The 23,523-nt window shown below is 63.9% G+C and carries 19 protein-coding genes and 1 pseudogene; 8 read left to right on the top strand and 12 right to left on the bottom strand.

Annotated features, from left to right (window positions below; all coding sequences use genetic code 11):
* Positions 1 to 28: 28 nt before the first annotated feature.
* From RLO07_RS00970 to RLO07_RS00960, 3 genes are read right to left on the bottom strand one after another with little or no spacing between them, the layout of a single operon-like run.
* Positions 29 to 925 carry an MBL fold metallo-hydrolase gene (locus RLO07_RS00970; RefSeq protein WP_462290260.1) on the bottom strand — a complete coding sequence of 299 codons (897 nt, stop codon included), beginning with the start codon at positions 923 to 925 and terminating at the stop codon, positions 29 to 31.
* 41 nt (positions 926 to 966) lie between these two features.
* Positions 967 to 1,959: a cytochrome d ubiquinol oxidase subunit II gene (locus RLO07_RS00965; protein ID WP_462290259.1), complete on the bottom strand. Its 993-nt coding sequence runs from the start codon at positions 1,957 to 1,959 to the stop codon at positions 967 to 969.
* Positions 1,960 to 1,961: 2 nt separating this feature from the next.
* Entirely contained in the window at positions 1,962 to 3,314 is a 1,353-nt protein-coding gene (locus RLO07_RS00960; RefSeq protein WP_462290258.1) for a cytochrome ubiquinol oxidase subunit I, read from the bottom strand.
* 223 nt (positions 3,315 to 3,537) lie between these two features.
* Here RLO07_RS00960 and RLO07_RS00955 point away from each other — a divergent pair, with 223 nt between their 5' ends.
* From RLO07_RS00955 to RLO07_RS00945, 3 genes are all read left to right on the top strand, one after another.
* On the top strand, positions 3,538 to 4,878 hold the full coding sequence (locus tag RLO07_RS00955) for a sigma-54 interaction domain-containing protein (RefSeq protein ID WP_462290257.1): 1,341 nt from the start codon (positions 3,538 to 3,540) through the stop codon (positions 4,876 to 4,878).
* Between the two features lie 91 nt (positions 4,879 to 4,969).
* Positions 4,970 to 6,610, top strand: a complete 1,641-nt coding sequence (locus tag RLO07_RS00950; protein ID WP_462290256.1) for an acetolactate synthase large subunit — start codon at positions 4,970 to 4,972, stop codon at positions 6,608 to 6,610.
* Between the two features lie 111 nt (positions 6,611 to 6,721).
* A complete protein-coding gene (locus tag RLO07_RS00945; RefSeq protein WP_462290255.1) occupies positions 6,722 to 7,237 on the top strand; it encodes a fasciclin domain-containing protein in 516 nt (171 codons plus the stop codon).
* Positions 7,238 to 7,285: 48 nt separating this feature from the next.
* Here RLO07_RS00945 and RLO07_RS00940 read toward each other — a convergent pair whose 3' ends face one another.
* From RLO07_RS00940 to RLO07_RS00915, 6 genes are all read right to left on the bottom strand, one after another.
* The gene (locus tag RLO07_RS00940; RefSeq protein WP_462290254.1) at positions 7,286 to 9,079 is read right to left on the bottom strand and encodes a DUF885 domain-containing protein; all 1,794 of its coding nucleotides are present in this window, start codon (positions 9,077 to 9,079) and stop codon (positions 7,286 to 7,288) included.
* Positions 9,080 to 9,189: 110 nt separating this feature from the next.
* Complete coding sequence (locus tag RLO07_RS00935) at positions 9,190 to 9,867, bottom strand: C39 family peptidase (RefSeq protein WP_462290253.1); 678 nt, start codon at positions 9,865 to 9,867, stop codon at positions 9,190 to 9,192.
* On the bottom strand, positions 9,842 to 10,138 hold the full coding sequence (locus tag RLO07_RS00930) for a hypothetical protein (RefSeq protein ID WP_462290252.1): 297 nt from the start codon (positions 10,136 to 10,138) through the stop codon (positions 9,842 to 9,844). The genes RLO07_RS00935 and RLO07_RS00930 overlap by 26 nt, the downstream gene beginning before the upstream one ends.
* A gap of 98 nt (positions 10,139 to 10,236) precedes the next feature.
* Positions 10,237 to 10,569 (bottom strand): hypothetical protein, encoded by a 333-nt coding sequence (locus tag RLO07_RS00925; protein WP_462290251.1) that lies wholly within the window; start codon positions 10,567 to 10,569, stop codon positions 10,237 to 10,239.
* A 71-nt stretch (positions 10,570 to 10,640) separates the two neighbouring features.
* Entirely contained in the window at positions 10,641 to 11,492 is an 852-nt protein-coding gene (locus tag RLO07_RS00920; RefSeq protein WP_462290250.1) for a hypothetical protein, read from the bottom strand.
* A gap of 93 nt (positions 11,493 to 11,585) precedes the next feature.
* The gene (locus RLO07_RS00915; protein ID WP_462290249.1) at positions 11,586 to 12,977 is read right to left on the bottom strand and encodes a lyase family protein; all 1,392 of its coding nucleotides are present in this window, start codon (positions 12,975 to 12,977) and stop codon (positions 11,586 to 11,588) included.
* Positions 12,978 to 13,330: 353 nt separating this feature from the next.
* On the opposite strand from RLO07_RS00915, the gene RLO07_RS00910 reads away from it, so the two are divergent.
* From RLO07_RS00910 to RLO07_RS00900, 3 genes and pseudogenes are all read left to right on the top strand, one after another.
* Positions 13,331 to 13,642, top strand: coding sequence for a hypothetical protein (locus RLO07_RS00910; RefSeq protein WP_462290248.1), 312 nt, complete (start codon positions 13,331 to 13,333; stop codon positions 13,640 to 13,642).
* A 71-nt stretch (positions 13,643 to 13,713) separates the two neighbouring features.
* Positions 13,714 to 13,866 (top strand): annotated as a pseudogene (locus RLO07_RS00905) (TonB-dependent receptor plug domain-containing protein); the annotation flags it as partial.
* A gap of 180 nt (positions 13,867 to 14,046) precedes the next feature.
* Complete coding sequence (locus RLO07_RS00900) at positions 14,047 to 15,924, top strand: TonB-dependent receptor (protein WP_462290298.1); 1,878 nt, start codon at positions 14,047 to 14,049, stop codon at positions 15,922 to 15,924.
* A gap of 96 nt (positions 15,925 to 16,020) precedes the next feature.
* Here the strand turns inward: RLO07_RS00900 and RLO07_RS00895 are convergent, their stop codons facing one another.
* On the bottom strand, positions 16,021 to 17,844 hold the full coding sequence (locus RLO07_RS00895) for a TolC family outer membrane protein (RefSeq protein WP_462290247.1): 1,824 nt from the start codon (positions 17,842 to 17,844) through the stop codon (positions 16,021 to 16,023).
* A gap of 247 nt (positions 17,845 to 18,091) precedes the next feature.
* On the opposite strand from RLO07_RS00895, the gene RLO07_RS00890 reads away from it, so the two are divergent.
* Together RLO07_RS00890 and RLO07_RS00885 are read left to right on the top strand one after the other, a co-directional pair.
* Positions 18,092 to 18,769 (top strand): transglutaminase-like cysteine peptidase, encoded by a 678-nt coding sequence (locus RLO07_RS00890; RefSeq protein WP_462290246.1) that lies wholly within the window; start codon positions 18,092 to 18,094, stop codon positions 18,767 to 18,769.
* A gap of 26 nt (positions 18,770 to 18,795) precedes the next feature.
* Positions 18,796 to 20,718 carry a bifunctional diguanylate cyclase/phosphodiesterase gene (locus RLO07_RS00885; protein WP_462290245.1) on the top strand — a complete coding sequence of 641 codons (1,923 nt, stop codon included), beginning with the start codon at positions 18,796 to 18,798 and terminating at the stop codon, positions 20,716 to 20,718.
* A 50-nt stretch (positions 20,719 to 20,768) separates the two neighbouring features.
* On the opposite strand, the gene RLO07_RS00880 is transcribed toward RLO07_RS00885, so the two are convergent.
* The gene (locus tag RLO07_RS00880; RefSeq protein ID WP_462290244.1) at positions 20,769 to 21,083 is read right to left on the bottom strand and encodes a hypothetical protein; all 315 of its coding nucleotides are present in this window, start codon (positions 21,081 to 21,083) and stop codon (positions 20,769 to 20,771) included.
* A 66-nt stretch (positions 21,084 to 21,149) separates the two neighbouring features.
* Positions 21,150 to 23,523 (bottom strand): choice-of-anchor K domain-containing protein (locus RLO07_RS00875; RefSeq protein ID WP_462290243.1); only part of this gene is annotated, 2,374 nt, incomplete at its 5' end.

The following is a 23,523-nucleotide window of genomic DNA, read 5'->3' as shown; positions in this document are numbered from 1 at the left end:
GTAAAGACCGGGTCGAACACTCCGCGGTTCAAAGTAGGTTGATCGGTACCCTCAGGTAAACGGTACCGTTACTGTCCGCTTCCGGGAGATGCCCGGCACGCATGTTGACCTGCAGGGACGGCAGGATAAGCCTGGGCATGTCCAGGGTGGCGTCACGGGCTTCGCGCATGGCCACGAATTCGTCTTCGCTTATGCCTTCGTGAACATGGATGTTGGCCGCGCGCTGAGCCGCCACCGTGGTTTCGTACTCCACCTCGCGGCCGTTGGGCATGTAATCGTGACACATGAACAGGCGGGCCTCGCCCGGCAGGCTGAGGACGCGCTGGATGGAGCGGTACAGCACCCGCGCATCGCCGCCGGGGAAGTCCGCCCGTGCGGTGCCGCCATCCGGCATGAACAGGGTATCGCCGACAAAGACCGCATCCCCCATGACATGGGTCATGCAGGCAGGAGTATGGCCGGGGGTGTGCAGGGCGTGGCAGAGCATGCCGCCCACCTGGTAGCTGTCACCATCGGCGAACAGACGGTCAAACTGGGACCCGTCGCGGGCGAAACGGGTATCGGCGTTGAACACCTTGCCAAACACTTCCTGCACGGTGGTGATCTGCTCGCCGATACCGATCCTGCCGCCCAGTTCCTCCTGCAGGTAGGGCGCCGCGGACAGGTGATCCGCGTGTACATGGGTCTCGATAATCCATTCCAGCTGCAGCTTCTGCTGGCGAATGTAGGCTATGATCTTGTCGGCGCCAGCGGTACTGAGGCGGCCGGCGGCATAGTCGATGTCCAGCACCGAGTCCACCACCGCACAGGCCGGGGAACCCGGGTCCTGCACGACGTAGGAAAAGGTATTGGTGTCCTCGTCAAAGAACGGTACTACTTCGGGCTTGCAGCCGAGGTCCAGCTTCCAGGTCTCTCTTGCTTGCATCACAGTCACCTCATTCAGGAAAGAAAATGGCAGTGGCGCGCTCAGTCATAGGACAGAGCGGTCGCCTTGCCGTGGAACACACGGTAGACATACACGGTGTAAAACAGGATCACGGGCAGCGTTATCACTATGCCAACCAGAGTGAACAGCAGCGAATCCACCGACGCCGACGCCTCCCAGATATCCATGCGACCGATGATCACATCCGGAAACACGCTGTAGGCCAGGCCGAGCGTTGCCAATATGCAGATCAGCACCGTCGCCACAAACAGCGCCCAGCCAAGTCCCTCCAACAGCAGGCGCGGATGCCCCAACAGGTAGGCAATGAGGGCCAGGCATGCAGCCGTGGCGAGCGGGATCGGCGCCAACAGGATCATGTTCGGCAGGGTGAACCAGCGCGCGGCGATGGCGTCACTGACCAGGGGAGTCGCAATGCTGACCAGCAGCAGTCCCGCAGCCATCGGCCAGACCGCCAGTTGCGCCCAACGGACAGCTTTCAACAACAAGGTCTCCTCGGCCTTCATCAGCAGCCAGCCACAACCCAGCAGCAGATACAGTGCCGGCAACGCCAGGGCAATGAGCGCGGCAAAGAACAGGCCGACGGCCCCGCCCTGCAGCCCGGTGACCCAGGCTCCCAGCATCCAGCCCTGGCACAACGAGGCCAGCAGCGAGCCCGCAAAGAAAGCCTTGTTCCACAGCCGCTTGCGATGATCGCCGGCCTTCACCCGCAGGTCGAATGCAACCCCTCGCAGGATCAGCCCCATCAGCATGAGCGTCACCGGAATGTACAGATGGCTGAGGATAATGCCATGGGCCAGCGGGAAGGCGATCAGCAGCACGCCGATACCCAGCACAATCCAGGTCTCGTTGGCATCCCAGAAGGGCCCGATTGAGGCGACCATGGTGTCCTTCTCGCCCTCGTCTGCCAGCGGCAGCAACATGCCAACGCCCAGGTCATAGCCATCGAGTATCACGTAGACCAGCAACGCAAATCCCATGATCATCATGTAGACAACGGGCAACCAGTATTCCATGTTCATGCTCCGGGTGTGACGAGGCGGTTCGGGCCTGGCAACGATTGGCCGAGCGACGCGGCCGGCTTCAACGCCAGATGACGGATGGCGCCGATGTAGGACGCCAGCAACAGCAGGTACAGCAGCAGGTAGCCGAACAGGGTGCTGGCCACCGTCGCGGGTGCGTGGTCCGCGGCGACATCCGCGACCCGCAGCAGTCCCTGCACGATCCACGGCTGGCGGCCGACCTCGGTGACGTACCAGCCGGCCAGCACCGCAACCCAGCCGGAAAAGGTCATCCACGACAGGGTCATCAACAGCATCGCCGAGGGCTCCCGCCCACGCCGGGTTTGCCAGGTTCCCCACCACGCCACCAGTAACATCAGCGTACCGAGACCCAGCATGATGCGGAAGGACCAGAAGACGGCGGCCACCGGCGGGTGCTCCCCGGCAAAATCGTTGAGACCGCGCACCTCGCCTTGAGTATCGTGTGTCAGAATCAGGCTGGCGGCGTAGGGAATCTCCAGCGCCAGGCGGTTGCGGCGCTGGTCTTCATCCGGCCACCCCAACAGGGTAAAAGGCGCCCCCCGCTGCGTCTCCCAGACCGCTTCCATCGCCGCCACTTTCGCCGGCTGGTGCTCGAGGGTGTTGAGGCCGTGCAGGTCGCCGGTGATCACTTGCAGGGGCGCCGCCACGGCTGCCAGCAGCAGGCCCGTGCGCAGTACCCGCACCGTTCCGGGGCCGCCAACGCCCCCGCGCAGGCGCCATGCGCTGACCCCGGCGACGAGGAAGGCACAGGTCAGGAAGGACGCCAGCAACATGTGCACAAGACGGTAGGGAAACGAGGGATTGAATATGACTGCCCACCAGCTTTCCACCATCACCACGCCGTTCTCCAGACGGTAGCCGGCGGGGGTTTGCATCCAGGAATTCAGGCTGAGGATCCAGAATGCCGACAGGGTGGTACCGACTGCGACCAACAGCGTCGCCACAAAGTGCATGCGCTCGGAAACACGATTGCGACCGAACAACATGATGCCGAGAAAGGAGGCCTCGAGGAAAAAGGCAGTCAGCACCTCGTACCCCAGCAGCGGCCCGGCGACATTGCCGGCCTTTTCCATGAACCCTGGCCAGTTGGTGCCGAACTGGAAACTCATGGTGATGCCGGACACCACGCCCATGGCGAAGGTCAGGGCGAAGATCTTCACCCAGTAGGCGTAGGCGTGATCCCAGACCCGGTCGCCGCTGCGCAGACCGCGCCAGCGAAAGTACAGCAATACCCACGCCAGGCCGATGGTAATGGCGGGAAACAGGATGTGGAAACTGATATTGGCAGCGAACTGGATTCGCGCCAGCAATACAGGATCGTCGAGCATCGGCCTCTCCCGGCAACAGGTCTGGTTGGTGTAGCCGCTGACAGAAGGGGCTACGCACATGCAAATTTGCAAGGCGCGTGCCAAGTCGCCCACATCACCATAGAGCACACTACCCTTTTGTTTTATATGCTTTTTTCAGACAGGGATCGCGCACGTCACAAGCCCAGGGTGGTCACCCCGGCCTGTTTATGCCAATATTGACAAAAATTCTGCCGGATTTGACATGTCACAAATCATCGCCAGCGACACCGATCAGCGTCTGGCCCACATGCTGGAGGGCCACGACTGCCCAGCCATTCTGGTCGATGCCGACTACCGGATACTCGCGGCCAATGATGCCTACTGCGACAGTTTCGGCGCCATCCCCGCGGACAGCGATGCGCACTGCTTCCAGATATCCCACGGCTACAGCGTTCCCTGCGACCAGGCAGGCGAAAGCTGCCCCCTGGCCGAGGCCCGCGGCAGCGGCCATCGGGAGCGCGTGCTGCACGTCCACCTGACAGCGACCGGGCGCCAGCACGTGGATGTGGAAATGCTGCCCATTCACGACGACGACGGCGAGCTGCTCTACTTCGTCGAACTGCTTAAACCCGTGCACATTGCCAGTGCCGAGCTGAGCACACAGCAGATGGTCGGGCGCAGCCCGGCGTTCAATGCCTTGATCAACAATCTCAACCTGGTCGCCCCCCACGACACCTCGGTGCTGTTGCTGGGCGAGTCGGGCACCGGCAAGGAACTCGCCGCCGAGGCCATCCATCGGGCCAGCCACCGCGGGGACCGGGCCCTGGTCACGGTGGAGTGCGCAGGCCTCACCGAAACCCTGTTTGAAAGCGAGCTGTTTGGGCACGCGAAAGGCGCCTTCACCGGCGCTTCCCAGAACAAGCCCGGCCTGCTCGAAGCGGCTCACCAGGGCACCCTGTTCCTGGATGAAATCGGCGACGTGCCCCTGGGCATGCAGGTCAAACTGCTGCGTTTGCTGGAGACCGGCAGCTACCGGGCGGTGGGCAGCACCCAGCTGCGCAGCGCCGAGTTCCGTCTCATTTGCGCCACCCACAAGGACCTGGCGGCGATGGTAGAACGCGGCGAATTCCGCCGTGACCTGTACTACCGGATCAATGCCTTCCCGGTACATCTGCCCTCCCTGCGCGAACGGCACGATGACCTGCAACTGCTGGCCCGCTCCATACTGGGCAAGCTGGCGGGGGAAAAACGCCTGCACCTGACCGACTCCGCCATCCGCCGGCTCGGCCGGGAGTCCTTTCCCGGCAATATCCGCGAACTGCGCAACATCCTCGAGCGAGCCATCATCTTCGCCCACAGCAATGTCATTGATGCCCGCGTTATCGAGCGCTGCCTCGCCGTACCGACTCCGACGCTCGCTGCGGACAGCACCCCCGCGCCCGACCCGCCCGAAACATGGACCGACCTCAGGACCCGGGAGCGACGCTACCTGCGCGATCTGCTGCGACACTGCCATGGCGACAAGGAGCGGGCAGCCGCGATCGCCGGCATCAGCCTGAGATCGTTGTACCGCAAGCTGGAGACGGGGAATTCGACGCCGTAGCAGGCGCGAGCGCTGAACTGGTGCTATGGTGAACTCTGCTCCCTGACAACCACACCGGATACAGGGCAAGCCCACGCAAGGGAGACGAAGAATGAAAGCATCGGACCTGATGATCAAGGCACTCGAGGCCGAGGGAGTGGAGTACATTTTCGGCATTCCCGGGGAGGAGAACCTCGACCTGCTGGAGTCACTGCGACAGTCTTCAATCAAGCTCATCCTCACCCGCCACGAGCAGGGCGCGGGATTCATGGCCGCCACCTACGGTCGCCTTACCGGCAAGGTGGGGGTGTGCCTGTCCACCCTCGGGCCCGGCGCCACCAACCTGGTCACCCCCGCAGCCTACGCCCAGCTCGGCGCCATGCCGATGCTGATGATCACCGGCCAGAAACCGATCAAGACCAGCAAGCAGGGCCGCTTCCAGGTCATCGATGCGGTTGACATGATGCGGCCGATCACCAAGTTCACTGCCCAGATCGTCAGCGGCGACCGCATTCCCTCGGTGGTGCGCGAGGCATTCCGGCTGGCGTCGGAGGAGCGCCCGGGCGCGGTGCATATTGAACTGCCCGAGGACATTGCCGCAGAGGAAACCAGCGCCCCGCTGATTCCCGCCAGCACCGTGCGCCGACCCATCGCCGAGTACAAGGCCATCAACGCCGCCGTGGCGATGATCGAGCAGGCAAAAAGCCCGGTGCTGGTGATCGGCGCCGGCGCCAACCGCAAGCTGACCTGCAAGATGTTGCGGGAATTTGTCGACAAGACCGGCATCCCTTTCATCACTACCCAGATGGGCAAGGGCGTGCTGGACGAGCACGGCGAGCTGTTCCTGGGCAACACCGCCCTCTCGGATAACGACTTCATTCACCGGGCGCTGGCCAGGGCAGACCTGATCCTCAACGTGGGCCACGATGTGGTGGAGAAGCCTCCTTTCTTCATGCGTCCCGGTGGCGCCAAGGTCGTGCACATCAACTTCCAGTCAGCGGCGGTGGACCCGGTCTATTTCCCGCAACTGGAAGTGGTCGGCGACATCGCCAACAGCATCTGGCAGCTCAAGGAACAGGTCACGGTACAGTCCCTGTGGGACTTCGACTTCTTTCGCGAAGTACACGCGGCCTACCTGACCCATCGCCGCGAGCTGGAGGACGACGACCGCTTCCCGATACTGCCTGAGCGCTTCGTGAAAGATGTCCGCGGCGCCCTGCCCAGGGACGGTATCGTGACCCTGGACAACGGGGTCTACAAGATCTGGTTTGCGCGCAACTATCCGGCGGCCTTCCCCAACTCGCTGCTGCTGGACAACGCCCTCGCAACCATGGGCGCCGGGCTGCCGTCAGCCCTGGCCGCCAAGATGGTCTACCCGGAGCGCGCGGTGATCGCGGTCTGCGGCGACGGCGGCTTCATGATGAACAGCCAGGAGATGGAAACCGCCGTCCGCCTCAAGTTGCATGTCGTGGTGATCATCCTGCGCGACGACGCCTATGGCATGATCAAGTGGAAGCAGGCCAACATGCAATTTGCCAACTACGGCCTGGACTACGGCAACCCGGACTTTGTTGCCTATGCCGAGTCCTACGGCGCCAAGGGCTGGCGCGTGGGCGCCACCGAGGAACTGCAGCCCAGGATCAGGGCCTGCCTCGAGGACCCTGCGGTGCATCTGATTGATGTACCGGTGGACTACAGCCTCAACGACCAGACCCTGAACGTCACCATCCGCGAGCGCAGCAAGGCCATCTGAGCCAGAGGTGGGCACAATCGTGACAGTGGCGGTCCGGGCCCGACCCCGGACCGTATCCACAATGTGCATATCCAGTGCACGCCGAGCCCACTCTCACGAAAGGATCCAACCATGCTTACTGCAACACGCTTTCTGACGATTTTTGCCTTCTGCGCCAGCCTCCTGGGCGCAGCTACCGCCAGCGCTGAACACCACAGCGACGGTGACATGAAGAAGTCCAACATCGTCGAGGTAGCGGCCGACAATGAAGATTTCTCCACCCTGGTGGCTGCCATCCAGGCAGCGGGCCTGGTTGATGTGCTGTCCGGCGAAGGCCCCTTCACCGTCTTTGCACCCACCAACGCCGCCTTCGCCAAGCTGCCCGCGGGCACTGTTGAGAGCCTGCTCGAGCCAGCCAACAAGCAACAGCTGGTCGACATCCTGACTTACCACGTCGTCGCGGGCAAGGTCTACGCCAAAGACGTGGTTGAGCTGACCGAGGCTACCACGGTCAACGGCGCCGACATCAGCATCGCTGTGACCGACGGCGGCGTCCAGATCAACAACGCCACCGTCGTCACCACGGACATCAAGACCAGCAACGGCGTCATCCACGTCATCGACACCGTCATCCTGCCTGCCTCCTGAATTCTCCCCTGAGTTGACTACGGCGACCTCGCGGTCGCCGTTTTTTTGTCAGAGACTCATGCCTGCATAGGGATCCGGCCCACCCGCGGCGATCCACTGGTCCAGCTGTTGCTCAAGCACCGGCAGCGGCACCGAGCGCAAACCCAGGATCACGTCGTGGAAATAGCGCTTGTCGAAGGCCTCCCCGAGTGCCGTCTCCGCTTCCGCCCGCTTGCGCCGGATCAGCATCTCCCCGAGCTTGTAGGCCAGTGCCTGGCCGGGCCAGGAGATGTAGCGATCGATCTCCGTGGTCAGCTCGTGCTCGGACAGCGCGGTATTGTCCCGCAGGTAGGCCTGGGCCTGCTCCCGGGTCCAACCATAGTGATGCAGGCCGGTATCGATCACCAGCCGGGCTGCGCGCCACATCTCGTAGGAGAGGCGCCCGAAATGCTCATGGGGCGTGTCGTAGACGCCCATCTCCACTCCCAGCCACTCTGTGTACAGGCCCCAGCCTTCACCGTAGCCAGAGAAGTAGTTGTTGGCACGAAATTCCGGAATCGCGCCCGGCGCTTCCCGGGCGATGGCCGCCTGCAGGGAATGGCCCGGTGCGCACTCGTGCAGGGTGAGCGCGGTCAGCGTGTAAAGGGGCCGCGACGGCAGGTCCCAGGTGTTGAACAGGCAGCTGTCGAGTCCGCCGCGGCCACCGGTGTAGAAGGGCGCGATCGCATCGGGCACTGGCAGGATGGTAAAGCGGCGCCGCGGCAGGAACCCCAGGTTCTGAGCCAGCTTGCCGTCCACCCGCTTGGCCACCCAGGCCGTGAACGACAGCAGCTCACGCGGGGTTTTCGCGTAGAACCGGGGGTCGGTGCGCAGGAACTCCAGGAAGGCCGGCATGTCGCCCTCGAATCCCGCCGCCTCGCGGGTCGTCTCCATTTCCGCGCGAATTCGCGCCACTTCCTGCAGACCCACCGCGTGAATCTCCTCCGCCGTGAGATCGAGGGTGGTGAATGTCCGGATCTGGGCAGCATAGAAGGCGGCCCCGTCGGGAAGGTCGCGGGCCGCCAGCGTCTCCCGGGTCCGTGGCAGATATTCCTCGCGCATGAACTGCAACAAGTCCGCGTAGGCAGGTACCACCGCTTCATCGATCACGGTGCGCAGGGCCGATCGCAGCGCTGCCTGCCGGTCCGCTGGGATCGATGCCGGCAGCGAGTGCATGGGCGACCAGAACGGATTGCCCTCACCCGGCTGCAGATAGGGTTCGATCGAATTCTCGCGCCCGAGCAGGGCAATCCGCGGGACGCTGTAGCCGCGGGCCAGGCCCGTTCGCATGTTGGCCCGGTGTTCGGCAAAAAACCGGGGCAGGTCGCGCAAGCGGGCGAGGTAATCGCGCCAGGCCGCTTCGCTGTCGAACCCGCCCAGCCGCGGGTACAAACCGGTCCAGAAGAAGGTGTCGGAATTCAGCGGCGCCTCATAGGTCCGGTAGCGAACCTCGTCGGCCAGTGTGGTCACGATCTGCCTGAACACCGCCGCGTTGATGCCCGCCTCCGGACTCAGTTCCGCGGCCGGGATTGCCGCGAGCTCCGCCAGGCTGCGCTCCCAGCGGGCGAGGCGTCGGGCCTGGCTGGCGGCGTCCACCCGCGGCAGCACGGCGCCGGCACGCCAGCCGCCCTTGCCATCGCGCACCTGCCCCAGTTCCTGCTGGCGCCAGGCGTATTCGGCTTCGTAGAGCTGCTGCAGGCGCTGGTCTGCGTCTGCAGCTGGCGCCTGCGCGGCTGCGGCCTGCGCGGCTGCGGACAATGCGTGAGTGTTGCCAACTGCCAGGCAAACGGCAGTTACCAGAAGGATCGCACGGCTAATCTTCATCGGCAGACAGATACCCCAGAGGTCGCTGCAACAGCAAAGAGGAACGCAGCATAGTTTAATAGCGTGGCGAGATTGTCAACGCCACAGCAATGCCTGTTGGTGCTGCAGGCTCAAGCCGGCGGGCGCAGCAGGGCCTGGGGAGAGTCAAGGCGGAAGTAGCCCGGATCCGGCTCCAGAGAACTGCCCGCCATCGGCTGGAACAGCATCAGGGTGCCAGAGTCCCCGCCATGCTCCGGGTCCAGCCACAGTGCCCGGAACGCCTCCCGACTCAAGCGGTGGTTGCCCCAGGAGGGGTCCGCCAACTGCACCTGGCCGCCCTCACCGACACCTCTGAGAACACTGAAGTGCGGGACCCCGTGGACCTCCAGGCGCACAAGCGCGGGCACCCTGAGCGACTCCAGCAGCTCTGGCGTTACCGCCATACCCGCGCCCTGCAGGCCGTGATACCGCGCCAACTGCTGCAGCACGGCATAGGAGACACCCCGCTCGCGCCAGTCCGCGGGCAAGCCCCAGTCGTCGCCATGCTGATCCAGCAGGGTCAGCAGCTCTGCCTCGGTCACCGGACTGTGCAGATAGTAGGTAAGGTAGGTTGCCAGCGCCGCCACACCGCAGGAGAAATCACGCGCCTGGCGGACCACACCGGCATCGCGCAGGGTTACCCAGTTGCGGAAACCACCCGCCTCCGCGCGCACCACTGCTGCCGGCAACAATTGACTGGCAGCGACAAGCAGGCAGCTCGCCAGCAGCACCCTGCCCACTGCGTCAAAACCATTCCCGTGGCGGCTCATAGCTCTCCCCTGGCGGCAGCTCGCGACGCAGCGCCTCCAGGGCCCGCTTGTGACCCAGGTACCCTGCGGCCAGGCTAACCAGGCCAAAGCCCGCCGCGGCCAGCACCAGGAATGCAGCCGGCAGGGCCTGCTCCCGGAACAGCGCCACCAGCAACGCCATCACGCTGAGCAGGGCAATGATGCCCTGCAACCAGTAGCGCAGCATGTACCGTGTTTGCAATTGCTCGAAGCGGTAAGTCCTGAGCTTGTTTTCCAGTGGCGGATATTTCATGCGGCCTCCTGTCCGGCTCTCTGCTTCCAGTCTAGTCAAATACCGGGATCATGCCCCGCGGCTGCCTCATCAGTTGCAGCCGCAGGGCCGGTGCCGCGTTAGTGCTGATTGAGCATCGCGTCATTGCAGCCCGCACAGCTGCCAGCACCGCCGTAATGCGGTACATAAACGCCCCAGTAGAAACCCATAAGCGCAAGGTCAAAGCCCGCAACGGACAAGGCAAAATAGATCGGGGCAATGCGCCCGCTGGCGCTTTCCAGTTCGGCGTCGGTCAACATTGCCGCCCCGGAGGCGACCGGGCCGACATCGCCAAACGCAGCGCTCACCCAGGCGTTTTCCGGGGCTGCCGCCGGCGCCGCACTGGCGGCCAACGGCTGGCTGATCAGGGCAGCAAGCGCAATGCCCGCTGCAATTCCAGATAGTTTTTTCATGGTACTTCTCCTCGTAGGCAAGATTGCATCCAATGGCACGCCGGACTGGCGCGCCCGTTCCCGCTCCCACATCAAAACCGATACAACCATTCCAGTGACAGGCTGGCGCCGCTGTCACCGCTGGTAGATACATGACTGTCGACAAACACCGTCGAGCGCGCGCTGGCCTGCAGCCCAAGGCCCATGGAGAGGCCGGTCTGATGGCGACTGCCTGCCAGGGTGGCACCGTCGAACTGATCGCGCGCACGGCGCTGCCAGGAGACCCCGCCGGTGAGCGTCACCCGGTGGTTGACGGCAAAATTGACTTGCGGACGCACGCTCAGCAGATTACCCGGTTCCAGCGTGCCGTCGGCAAAATCCCGCGACAGGCGCCACTCCTGACTGACTGCGAGCGACAACACCACCGGATCGATGGCGCGGTAAAGGTGCGCGCCCAGACGCGCTGTCCTGCCATGGTGACGCACCCCGGGCTGCAGCCAACTGGTCTCCAGCACATCCACCGCCGCGGTCAGCAGCAGCGCGGGGCTGCGGTTGTCCGCAGACAGCAGCCAGTTCGCCCCCAGCGCCAGGGCATGCTGGTCAGAACCCCCGGCGCCAGCGGGCCCGCGCCAGTCAATCTGCGCCCGGGTGGCGCTGGCATTGATCTCCAGGTCGCGGCGCAAGCCGTAGCGGATGCGGCTGGTGACCGCGCTCACCTGCAGCTGCCGTTGCTGCCAGGCCGGCGCCACCGCTGCGATGGCGCCGGCTGCGGCGGACCCCGCAGTGTTACTGTTTCTGTAGGTGAACGACGTTTGCAGCTTGAGTGTGCGCTGCTCGACCAGCAACTCCTCAATGCTCAGCGGCAACTGTGCCTGCGCGGGGCCGGCGGCAACGGCTGCCCCCAGCAGGATCGCGCCGGCAATGTGGTGACCTGTGGCAAACATTCCCTGTCCTCCCGTGCCAGTCCTTGGCAACTGCGAGCTGACAGCATCGCGCAAATCCGCTGACGGGGGTACATCGGATCAAGCCGAAAGCCATCATCTGTGCGGCAAATCCTTCCGGTTGCCCCGGGCGAGCGGCATCGGGTCCAGCAGCCTGGCCAGCTCATCCCGGGACAGATCCGTATCCTCCAGTGCCACCTCCAGCACCGGGCGCCCCTCCCGATAGGCGCGCTTGGCAATCGCGGCGGCGGCTTCGTAGCCGATAATCGGGTTCAGCGCCGTCACCAGGACAGGGTTGCGGGCCACCGTATCGCCCGCGTGCCCGGTACAGGGCTCAAGGCCCCCGATACAGCCCCCCATGGCAGCGCAGGCACCTGCCAGCAAGGCCACACTGCCGAGCAGCTTGTCCGCGATCAGCGGCAGCATGACGTTGAGCTGGAAGCTGCCCGACTGCCCGGCGAGCACGATGGTCGCGTCATTGCCCAGTACCTCGGTCGCGGCCATCAGCACCGCTTCGGGCACCACCGGGTTCACTTTGCCGGGCATGATGGAGGAGCCTGGCTGCAGCGCCTGCAGTTGGATCTCGCCCAGCCCCGCCAGCGGACCGGAACCCATCCAGCGCAGATCATTGGCCATCTTGATCAGCACCAGTGCCACACTGCGCAGGCAGGCTGAACACTCGACGCTCACATCCTGGGCCGCCATCCGGGTAGAGGGCATGGCGGCGGCGGTAAAGGTGACGCCGGAATTTACCTGCAACGCCTGCAGCAGCGCGTCGATGTAACCCGCGGGCACATTGACCCCGGTGCCCACCGCAGAGCCGCCTATGGGCAGTGCCTGCAACCTCGGGTGCAGGTCCGCAAGCCGCTGCCGGCACTCCTGCAACTGCAGCTCCCAGGTGCGCAATTCAAAGCCCAGGGTCACCGGCATCGCGTCCATCAGGTGGGTGCGCCCGGTCTTGACCACGGCCTCCAGCTCCGGCACCCGCTGCTGCAGGGCACCCTCAAGGGCAGTGACAGCGGGCAGCAGCAGCGACTCCAGTTCCAGCGTCGCCGCGACCTGGATCGCCGTGGGCACGACATCGTTGCTGCTCTGGCTACAGTTGACATGGTCATTGGGATGCACCGTCTGCCCGCTTGCGCGACTGGCAAGCGTGGCCAGCACCTCATTCATGTTCATGTTGCTGCTGGTGCCGGAGCCGGTCTGGAACACCGAGACCGGGAATGCCTGCGGGTGCTCCCCCGCCGCGACAGTCTCTGCCGCCGACACAATGGCCGCCGCAATCGCGTCGTCCAGTACCCCCACTTGCGCATTGGCCGTGGCCGCGGCGGCTTTTACCAGCGCCAGGGCCCGCAGAAACGACGGCGGCAATTGCCGCTGCGGGGCGATGGCGATGTTGTCGAGGGCGCGCTGGGTCTGCGCGCCGTACAGGGCTGCCGCGGGCACGGCAATCTCCCCCATGGTGTCCTTTTCCATTCGCTGGGACATGATCCAACCTCCGGATTCCAGGGTCTGTCGAGAATTTCCGCGTTGCAGCGGCTATGCCCCAGTGTAATGCGCCGGTCGGGATTGTGCGCACGAATCCGGGGCGACGACTGCCGGCGGCCAGCATTCTGCAGCCGGCGACGCACCACCATCGCACAACTGCCCGAAACATCGGGTTACACAAAGTAACATTCTGGTGCGCGATGCTTTCGTGGAATTTATATTATTGATTTTAATGGCAAATAAATTTGGCGACGGGAGGCATTCGGGGTTGCGCGGCCTCCTCTTTATGTGGATATTAGTAACATATTGGGTAACATCCAATGTCCAAGCCACAGTCACTCGAGGTCATTGTCATGAAGAAACTGCTCGTACTTCCCGCCCTGTTCCTGGCCGCCAGCACCTGGGCCAGCTGCCCCGCGCCGATGCCACAGGACGCCCCGGCCATCCCCAACGGCCAGACTGCCAGCATTGAGGAGATGCACGCAGCCCGGCAAGCGGTCAGCCACTATGTCGCCGGCGTCGAAGCCTACCTCGCTTGCCGGTCTGCCAGTCTGCACCCTCTGCAGCACAACCGCGCGGTCTACCTGGCGGAAACCGCGGCTGAATCCTGGAACAGCGCCCTGCACAGTTTCCGCCAGCGGGAAAACATGCTGGCCACGAACTGAGATCGCCCGCAAGGGCCGAATGCAGCTCCCAACCCTGACAGACCGCAGATAACCATAAGCGCGGTCTACAGCGCCTCCCCAGCGCCCTGTACCAGCAGTCCGTGGGCATGTACATCGACGGCATCTACATGGGCCGCGGCCGCCAGTACCGCGCCGGCTTCATGGACCTGGAACGGGTGGAGGTCCTGCGCGGACCCCAGGGCACCCTGTTCGGCAAGAATACGGTCGCGGGCGCGATCAACATCATCACCGCCTCGCCCAAGGTCGGCGAGGGCTTGAGCGGCGAAATCGGCGTGTCCCTGGAATCCCACGACGGCCAGATCTACGAGGGCTTCGTGCAGGGCTCGCTCACCGATACCTTCGCCGCCCGCCTGGGCTTCAAGCACCGGGTGACCGACGGCTACATGGACAACGAGTTCCTCGACCGTTCCGAGGGCGAGATCGACGAGACCGGGTTCCGGCTGACCACGGTCTGGCAACCCGGCGACAACCTCAACGTCAACTTCAAGTACAGCAACACCGAGTATGAGCGCATCGGCTCACCCTCCACCACCACGCTCTACCTGGACGACCCCGCCGAACGGGACCGGCTGTTCCCCAACCGCTCCGCGTTCGCCAGCATCGGCTACGCGCTGATGGACGCCTTCTTCCCGGACTTTGCCGAAATCGGCAACCGCGAATTCGTGGTCTACAAGGACAATGGCTACGGCAACAGCATTACCGACGGCCAGGGTATCGGCCAGTACCCCGACGGCAGCGATGAAGACTATGACAACTTTGCCTTGACGGTGGACTACGACCTGCCGGGCGGCACCCTGACCTCCGTCACCGGCTGGTCCGAATACACCTTTATCGACGGCGTCGATGTGGACTGGTTGCCGCTGCAGTTTATCCACCGCGACGATGTCCAGGACTTCGAGCAGTTCAGCCAGGAGTTCCGCTTTGTGTCCCCTGGCGGCGAGTTCTTCGATTACGTGGTCGGCGGCTACTTCGAGAAAAGCGACCTGGAAATCGACCGCCGGGTCACCATCGACCTCAACGCGGATGGCCTGGTGCCGCAGCTGCTGGGCGTCAACAGCCTCTTCACCCTGCTGACCGGGGGCGCCTATCCCGCCAACCAGCTCGCCCGCAACCACTACCACCAGCAGGACTCGGAGTCCTGGGCGCTGTTCGGCCAGGGTACCTTCAACCTGCGGGACGACCTGCGCCTGACCCTGGGTCTGCGCTACACGGAGGAACAGAAAGACGTGGTGAGCACCCAGTTTGTCAGCGACGACCTCACCGGGCTGGACAATCCCACGGAAAACTATTTCGCCCTGTTCATCGAAGCGACCAGCTTCAACACCTATCCCTTCGACTACCGTGAAAGCCGCAAGACCGACAAGTGGATCCCCTCCGCCACCCTGCAGTGGGACGCCACCGAGAACAGCATGCTGTATGCGAGCTTTTCCCAGGGCTTCAAGAGCGGCGGCTTCACCGATGCCGACGATCAGGAGCCGGGGCAGCTGGATGCGGGCAGCTCTCCCTGCGCACCGGGCGCACCGCTGGCGGAGTGCTACGACCCCACCGTCCCCAACGATGAGTTCGAGTTTGAGGACGAGGAGGTGGATGCCTTCGAGATAGGTGGCAAGCACACTCTGCTCGATGGCAGCATGACCCTGAACTGGGCCGCGTTCTACACCGTCTACGACAACCTGCAGACCTCGATCTTCAAGGGCATCAGCTTCGGGGTAACCAATGCCGCCAAGTCGGAGATCAAGGGGCTGGAACTGGATGTGCTGTGGCAGGCTACCGACCGCCTGCGGCTGGGGATCAATGCAGCCTGGCTCGACGCCAGCTACGACAGCTTCGAGAACGCGCCCTGCACCGCGATCCAGCTGGATGTGGATCCCGCCTGCGGCACCGACCTGGGCTTTACCGACAACGACCTGTCGGGAGAGAGCACCATGTTCGCCCCCGAGTACACCGCCTCTTTCCTGGCCGACTACAACCACCCCTTGAACAACGGCCTCGAAGCCTTTGTCTCCGGTGAGGCGAACTACCGCGACGATTTCGAGCCGGGTGGCGACAATGACCCGATCGACACCATGGACTCCTACTCCAAGGTGAATCTGCGCCTGGGTCTGCGCGGGGAGAACTGGGAGCTCATGGCCTACGGCCGCAACATTTTCGACAAGGAAGTGTTCGTGCAGAGCTTTGACACCCCGGTACTGGCGGGAACCCACAGCCAGTTCATTGACGAGGGGCGCATCGTTGGCGTTCGCGCCAAGTACTCGTTCTGAGGAAATGCGGTTGGCCCCTGGCCAACCGTGACCCGGCACCAAAAAAAGCCCGGCGCTGTGAGGCGCCGGGCTTTTTCCTGCTGCCTGGCAGCCGGTTCAGTCGCCGTTACTGTCCAGCACCAGATCTACCCTGCGATTGAGGCTGCGCCCCTCGGCGGTGTTATTGTCCGCGATCGGCATGCTCTGGCCGTGACCGACGGCGGTGATCTGGGACGCACGCACGCCATGCTTGTCGATCAGCATCTCGCGCACGGCATTGGCCCGGCGATCCGACAGCCACTGGTTGTACTCTGCGGTGCCAGTGATGTCGGTATGGCCTTCAACGATTGCCACCACCGCAGGATTGTCTCGCAGAAAATCCGCGGCACGACCGATTTCCGCATCGTATTCGCGGGTGATCACCGAGGAGTTGTGTGCGAACTGGACATTCAGTGATACCGCCACGCGATTCTCACTCACCTCGCGATAGCGGCTGCTGTCTGCGCCGGAGTTCGCCAGGCGTGCGAGCAGGGCCTCACGGTCGATTGTCATTGCCGCCGGTGCTTCCGGCGGGCACAGGGGCTGGCCGTTCGGGTCATCGCCGCGCGCCAGGTCCAGATTGTATTCTTTGATCTGCTCTTCGTTGAGGTCGCTGACGTCCATTGCGGACAGCAGCAGGCCCATGTTGGCCAGGGTCCGGGCCTGGGCCTGGCGCAGGGCGGATTGCGCGCTGACATGGGCGCGCTGGGTATCGAAATACTCGTTCTGGGAATCCAGCAGGTCCAACAGGGTGCGCTGGCCAATATCGAACTGGTCCTGGTAGGCCCGGCGGGTCTTGTCCTGGGCCAGGCGATTCCGGTCCAGCAGCTCCACCTGCTGCTCCAGCACCCCGATGTCGTTAAAGGCAATCATGGTGTTCTGGCGCACGTTGAGACAGGCCTGCTTGCGCTCTTCCATGGCCGAGTTGTAGCGATTGTAGAACTCGCGCTTGCGGGCGCTGTCGGCGCCACCGCGAAACAGGTTGTAGTTGAGTACCAGTTCGACAGCCTCTTCATCGTAGCGCCCATCCAGGCCATCGGTATCATGCTCGACTTCATTGCGGTAGCGCAGGTCGACCCGCGGCATGAACGCGGCATTGCTGCGATTCAGCTGCGCCTGGGTGGCGCGCAGGTTCTCAATCGCCGCATTGATCTCGGGGCTGCGCTCATAGGCCACATTGAGAGCCGCGGTCCGCAGCTCGGGAATCATGCCCGCGGGCACCGTCGGCATGGTCAGGTCCGGTGCCGGCATGTCACCGACCACCCGCTGAAAGCGGGCCTGCACATCATGCAAGTTGGTCAGCTCCGTCAGCAGATTGGACTCCGCAAGCGCAACCCGGGCCGAGGCCTGATCCAGGTCCACGCCCTGACTGACACCGCCTTCAGTGCGCTCGGCGATCTTGTCAAACACCTGCCGGTGAAACACGTAGTTGTCTTCAGCCAGCCTGACCAAATGCTGGTAACGCGCTGTATCCAGGTAGGCCTGGGCCGCCTCCAGGGCAATCTCCTCGGAGGCCCGGCGCAGCTCGTAGTACTGGTTCAGCTTCTCGAAGCCGAGAGCCCGCACATCCTCGCGGGTGGCAAAACCGTCAAACAGCATCTGGGTGATGGTGAAACGGGTCGCGTCGCGGGTATAACTGCCGAGGTCCACCAGCGGCGTCTCACGTTCCTCGCGGCCTATCTCGGCGCTGATATCAACGCTGGGGAAATAACCACCCTTGGCTGCGCGCTGGGCCTCGCGCGTCGCCTCGAAATTGTACCAGGCCGCGTTGACCCGGGGATTGGTCATCACCGCCTGGGTCACGGCCGCACGAAAGTCCCCCACCGGTTGCGCCTGTACGGCGCCGCCCTGCAGAACGCAGGCAGCAACCACCGCACCGATCATCCCCAATTTCCTGTTCATACGTTTTCTTCCCTTGTTGTCACGACAGCAGTCCCGTGCTGCCTATAAGCTTCGTCTGCGCCAGCGATTATAAGGCACACAGGGCTGAAATTTGCCGTGTGCAAACAGATTCCATGAACCGCGTCACAGAATTGCCCGCCCCGGCCGACAATTCCACGGAAAGCTGACTTCGCTACCGTACACGCGAACAAAATACCGTAACATCCACCTTTGACACCGGCGTCAGGCTGGACCAATGATATCAGCAATGGCAGCGCGAAAGAGAATGACCGCGTTCACGGTGGCGATGCTCGTCGCCCTGCTGGGCTGTGCGCTGGTGCTTGCCCAGGCGGACCTGGACCGCATGGAACGTCTCGCCCTCGCCCGCCACGGTACCGAGACCGCCGTCACGGTTGCCCGCTGGCGCACGCTCGTCGACGAGATCAGGCCCCTGCCCGAAGAGCAGAAGCTTGCCCGGGTAAACGACTTCTTCAACAGCCTGGTACGCTGGCGCACCGATATCGCGATCTGGCAGCAGCAGGACTACTGGGCGACACCGCTGGAAACCATGGCCCGACGCGAGGGAGACTGCGAGGATTTCAGCATCGCCAAGTACATGACCCTGCTGCTCGCTGGCGTGGATATCGGCAAGATGCGCATCACCTACGTCAAGGCTCAGGTCGGGGGTGGCTACAGCAACGCCACGGAAGCGCACATGATTCTGGCCTACTACGCCACCCCCTCCGCAGAGCCGCTGATTCTGGATAATATGGTTTCCGAGATCCGCCCCGCCTCCCGCCGGGCAGACCTGCAACCGGTTTTCGGCTTCAACAGTCAGGGCCTGTGGGTGGGCGGCGCCGCAGCACCCGCTACCCGCGACCCCGGGGCCAGACTCTCGCGCTGGCGCGACGTGCTGCAACGCATGGCGGCCGACGGGCTCGGCTGAACCAGGAATACTGAAGGAGTACCGGCATGTCACTTTTCAAACAACTCTGGCTGGCAATCATTCTCCTGCTGACCCTGGTATTTGGCAGTACCTTCGTGGTCAGCAGCCTGTCGGCAAAGCGCTATCTCGAGCAGCAGCTGTACATGAAGAACGTCGACAACGCGGCTGCGCTGGCGCTGTCACTGACCCAGCAGGAGGCGGACCCGGTATTGCTGGAACTCACGCTGGCGGCGCAGTTTGACACCGGCCACTACGAACTGATCGAGCTGGTGGACCCGGATGGAAACCCCGTCATCCGCCGGGAGGACACCCGGCAGGTCAGCGATGCCCCTGCCTGGTTCGTTCGCCTGTTGCCCATTGAGGTGGAACCTGGGCATGCCCAGGTGCAGCAGGGCTGGCAGCAGGTGGGCACCCTGACCCTGCGCAGCCACTCGCGCTTTGCCTACCGCGAACTGTGGGACAGCGCGCAACTGCTGGCGCTGGTCTTCCTGGTCACCCTGCTGATTGGCGGCATTCTCGGCAGCTATCTGCTGCGGGTGATCCTGCGGCCACTTAACGCAGTGGTCGAGCAGGCCGAAGCGATCGGCCAGCGCCGGTTCGTGACGATCCCCGAACCCCGCACCCTGGAGTTTCGGCGGCTCGTCAGCGCCATGAATGCCCTGTCACAACGGATCAAGACGGTCCTGCAGCGGGAGGGCGCGCAACTTGAACAGATGCAGCGCGCCAGCCACCGGGACGCGGTGACTGGTCTGACCAATCGCGAACCCTTCATGCACACGCTTGTCGCAACCCTGGAGAGCGACGATGTCAACGCCACCGGCACCGTGGTGCTGATCCGTATCGGGGGGCTGGGCCCGCTCAACCAGCGCTACGGCCACGACGTTGTCGACGGACTGTTGCGGGATGCTGGCAAAGCACTGGATGCCCTTGCGCGCCAGCACAGCCGCTGGAGTGCTTCCCGTCTCAATGGCTCGGATTTTGCCCTGCTGGCGCCCCGCAACCTGGAGCCCGAGCAGCTGGCACGACAGGTTCGGGCGGCGTTCAGGGAAGTCATCGCCAGCCGCAACATGCTGGAAGACTGCACCCTGCCCTGCGCTGCCACCGTCTACAACCACGGCGATACGCAGGCGACCCTGCTGACCCGACTGGATGGGGCGCTGCTGGCCGCGAACAGTAGCGAGAGCACCGGCGTCAGCATTACCCGGGCGGGTGACATCCGGGCGATGCCGGTGAGGGACCAGATGGACCACTGGCAGACAGTCCTTGACCGGGCGTTCGCGGAGCAGGGCTTCAGCCTCGCCACCTATCCGGTCCAGGACATGGACAAGCGCCTTCTGCACCTTGAGGCGCCGGTACGCCTGCAGCAGGCCGATAAACAACTGCCAGCCGGCGTCTTCCTGCCCTGGATCAACCGCCTGGAGCTGTCAAGCGAACTGGACAAATACGTGGTCGACCTGGCGCTGCGCATTGCCGCGGTACAGCAACAACCACTGGCCATAAACCTGTCCGTGGGCGCACTGGTCGAGCCGAGTTTCCCCCTGTGGCTGAGCGATCGCCTGGCGACCGCAGGCACGGCTGCCGGCAATCTGTGGCTGGAGCTCCCCGAATCCATGGCCTTCCGTCACCTGCAGGCGTTCAAGCGCCTGGCGGCAAGTGCGCGACGCTTCGGCTGCAAGGTCGGGATTGAACATGTCGGCCACCAGCTGGCGGACATTGGCCAGTTGCACGATGTGGGCCTCGACTATCTGAAGGTCGATGCCGCCTTTGTCCGCGACGTGGATACCAATGCGGGCAACCAGGCCCTGCTGCGCACCTTGTGTACAGTCGGCCACGCCATCGGAGTCATCGTCATCGCGGAAGGGGTTCGCACCGCCGCCGAGCAGCAGCAGCTGGCGCAACTGGGTTTCGATGGTGTCACCGGGCCCGGGGTACGAGACGACGAGCAATGACAAGCCACTGCCCGTGGCCGCCAGCGGGACTGACAGCGACAGGCTGCCGCTCAGTCGTCACCCAGCAGGTCAAGGCTTGTCGCCATGTGCTCCCGCAGCCGCTGGCGCAGCAACATCTTCTGCTGTGCCGACGCCGGCAGGTCCGTGAACAGGATGACGCCGCGCTCGATCAGCAGCTCGACAACGTCCTCCAGTACCCTGACAAAGTCCTGATCGGTCGAACTGAGTTCGCCGGGGTGGCGACCAAGGGCATCCAGGTAGGCCCTGAGATCGGCGTCCTCCGGCGCGACAGCCTCGTCACACTCCCCCGGTAGCTGGCTGACAGCGACAATCCGGCCGCTGTTGTCGCGCTTGACGTAAGGCATTGTTCCACTCCCATGAAAATCCCCGGCACCCTTGCGGGTACCGGGGATGGATCATAGCCCAGAGGCTTACTGGTCGATAGACAGCTGGCCCGACTTGAGCATGCTGGCGATCACCGAAGCCACGTCGTCGTGCTCGCTAACCAGGTCCACGCCCTCGAGGGTAATGGTCTGGTCAATCTTGGCGAAGTCACCCGGATTGTCCTGGAAGCGGCCGCTGTTGCTGACCTCGATGACTGTATCCGCGCCATCATAGGACACTTTCAGGTAGCTGGTCAGGTCAACCCCGTCCGCCTCCTCGCCCTGCAGCAGATCGCGCAGGTCCAGAGAGTCGGTACCGCCCTCCCCAAAGCCAACGATGGTCGTCGCACCCGATTCCGGCTGTTCGTCGAGGGTGAACACAAACACATCGTCCTCCGGGGTCGCCAGCACCAAGCCACCCGCTACCGGCTCTCCCGGTGCGTCGACCGCGGGCTGCTCAACAACCTCCTCCGACACCACAGCAGGTTTCAGGACAGGTTCCGGGACCTGGCGCGGCGCGATTTCAATCTCGCCCGCAGGAGCGTTGGGCACACCCTGCAACACCACGTCCAGGCTGGCTTCCACCCGGTCGCCATCGGCATCGGTCAGGTAGTAGGTGAAGGTCTCGGTGACCTCGGCATCCGCTTCCATCGCATCGCGACCAGCGTGGCTCATGCTGTAGCTGTAGCTGCCGTCCGGGCTCACCGTCAGGCTGCCGTGGCTGCCCTGGATCACCCCGCTGCTGGTGGTACCACTACCGGTATCCCAGGTAATGGCATTCGCGATGGCGGGACCATCCGCGCCCCAGACCGGCTCCAGCACCCCATTCAGCGTCGGGACATCATCGGTTGAGGCGATTTCCGCCACCAGGGGGAAACTGGTGGCAGCGCCCTCCGGCGTCCTGACCGTACTGACCAGGTTGCCGTCGCCATCGAGGAACCCGCGGATGCGCAGCTCGAACTCGCGACCGCCTACAGTGATGGTCTGCACCTGGCTGGCGTTGCTGATCTGCACGATGTCGTCGTTGGCCGGGTTCGAATTCGGCCCGCTATTGGGCGTCTCCGTGTGATCCAGCCTGATGGTCGTGGTCACCTGGGTCGTCGCGCCGTCTATCACCAGGGTAAACGTGACATCCAGGTCCACAGAGTCAAGAACTTTGCTGCTCGCGGAGATCGGGAAGTTGTTGTGGGTCAGGGTACCCAGAGTGAACAGGGCATCCGTCGGCACCTCGGTGCTGCCGGTAAACTCGTCCGCGTAGCGGAAATCGTAGCCGGAACCGTTGCTCCCCCCCCACTGCAGATAGACACCATCGGTATCGCCACTGGCATTGATGCTGCCACTGCCACTGGTTGCCACCACATTGTCCCAGCCTGCCGCGAGCGAGCCCACGGCGGTGTCGCTGACCGGAACCTCGAGGATCTGGCCCACCGGGTTGGCGACCGGCATGTCGTCGTCAATCGTGACGGTAAACACGCTGTCGGGGCCACTGGCGGAGGCCACCCCGTCGCTGTTGGTCACGGTCGCCGTCACCTCGAAGCCGAGGTTGTTTTCCCAGGCTGCCACGGGCTCGCCGGCATCGTTCACCGGCGGGTGCGCCACGGGCTGGTGTAGCGTCACGCTGTAGCCGACGCTGCCCTCTCCTGTTGCTCCCGGCGTATAGGCATCCAGCGCCACCGACACCACCAGGTTACCGGCATCAAAGCCCGCATCATCCGGTGCGATGGCCCCGGTATAGCCCAGCAGCGCTCCGGCACCCGCGGCACCACCGGCCGGATTCCAGGCGAAATTCACCACCGAGCCATCCAGGGTGGTCAGACCGCCAGCGGAGGCCGCCAGCGCGATCGACCCCAGACCCACCGTCCCGGTATTGAACGCTATGGTGCCAGCGGATACCGGCACGTCATCACCGGGCGCGGCATCGCCTACCCCAGCGGGCAAGCCGTCCTCATCCACCAGGGAACCGGTTGACAGGGTAACCACCGGCTCTGAATCCGCCTCAATGGTCAGGGTCACCGTGGCAGTGGATTCATCGCCATCGCTGTCGACGATGGTATAGGTGAAGCTGTCCTCACCTTCCTCCCCGGCATCGGGGGTGTAGGTGAACGTGCCATCCTCGTTGTAGACCACGGTTCCCTTGCCCGGCGCCGTTGCCAACGAGACACCGGCTACCAGGTCAACACCATCCGCGCCCTGAGTATCATTGGCGAATACATCAATGATCATCGGGGTCCCCTGGTCGACGCTGATTCCCGTGTCATCAACTGCCGTCGGGCCAGCATCGTTGATGGTCAGGGTCAGGGTCGGGCTGGCAACACTGCCGTCACTGTCGGTGAGGGTAATGCTGACCAGGCCGCTGGCGCTGTCCGCACCCGGTGCGTGGCCGAAGGCCGCGTTCTGGGTGAACTCGTAGGCACCGCTGGTT

The sequence above is a fragment of the Haliea sp. genome, from assembly GCF_040221975.1.
Lineage (GTDB): Bacteria > Pseudomonadota > Gammaproteobacteria > Pseudomonadales > Halieaceae > Haliea.
This window is presented reverse-complemented; position numbering and strand designations above follow the sequence as displayed.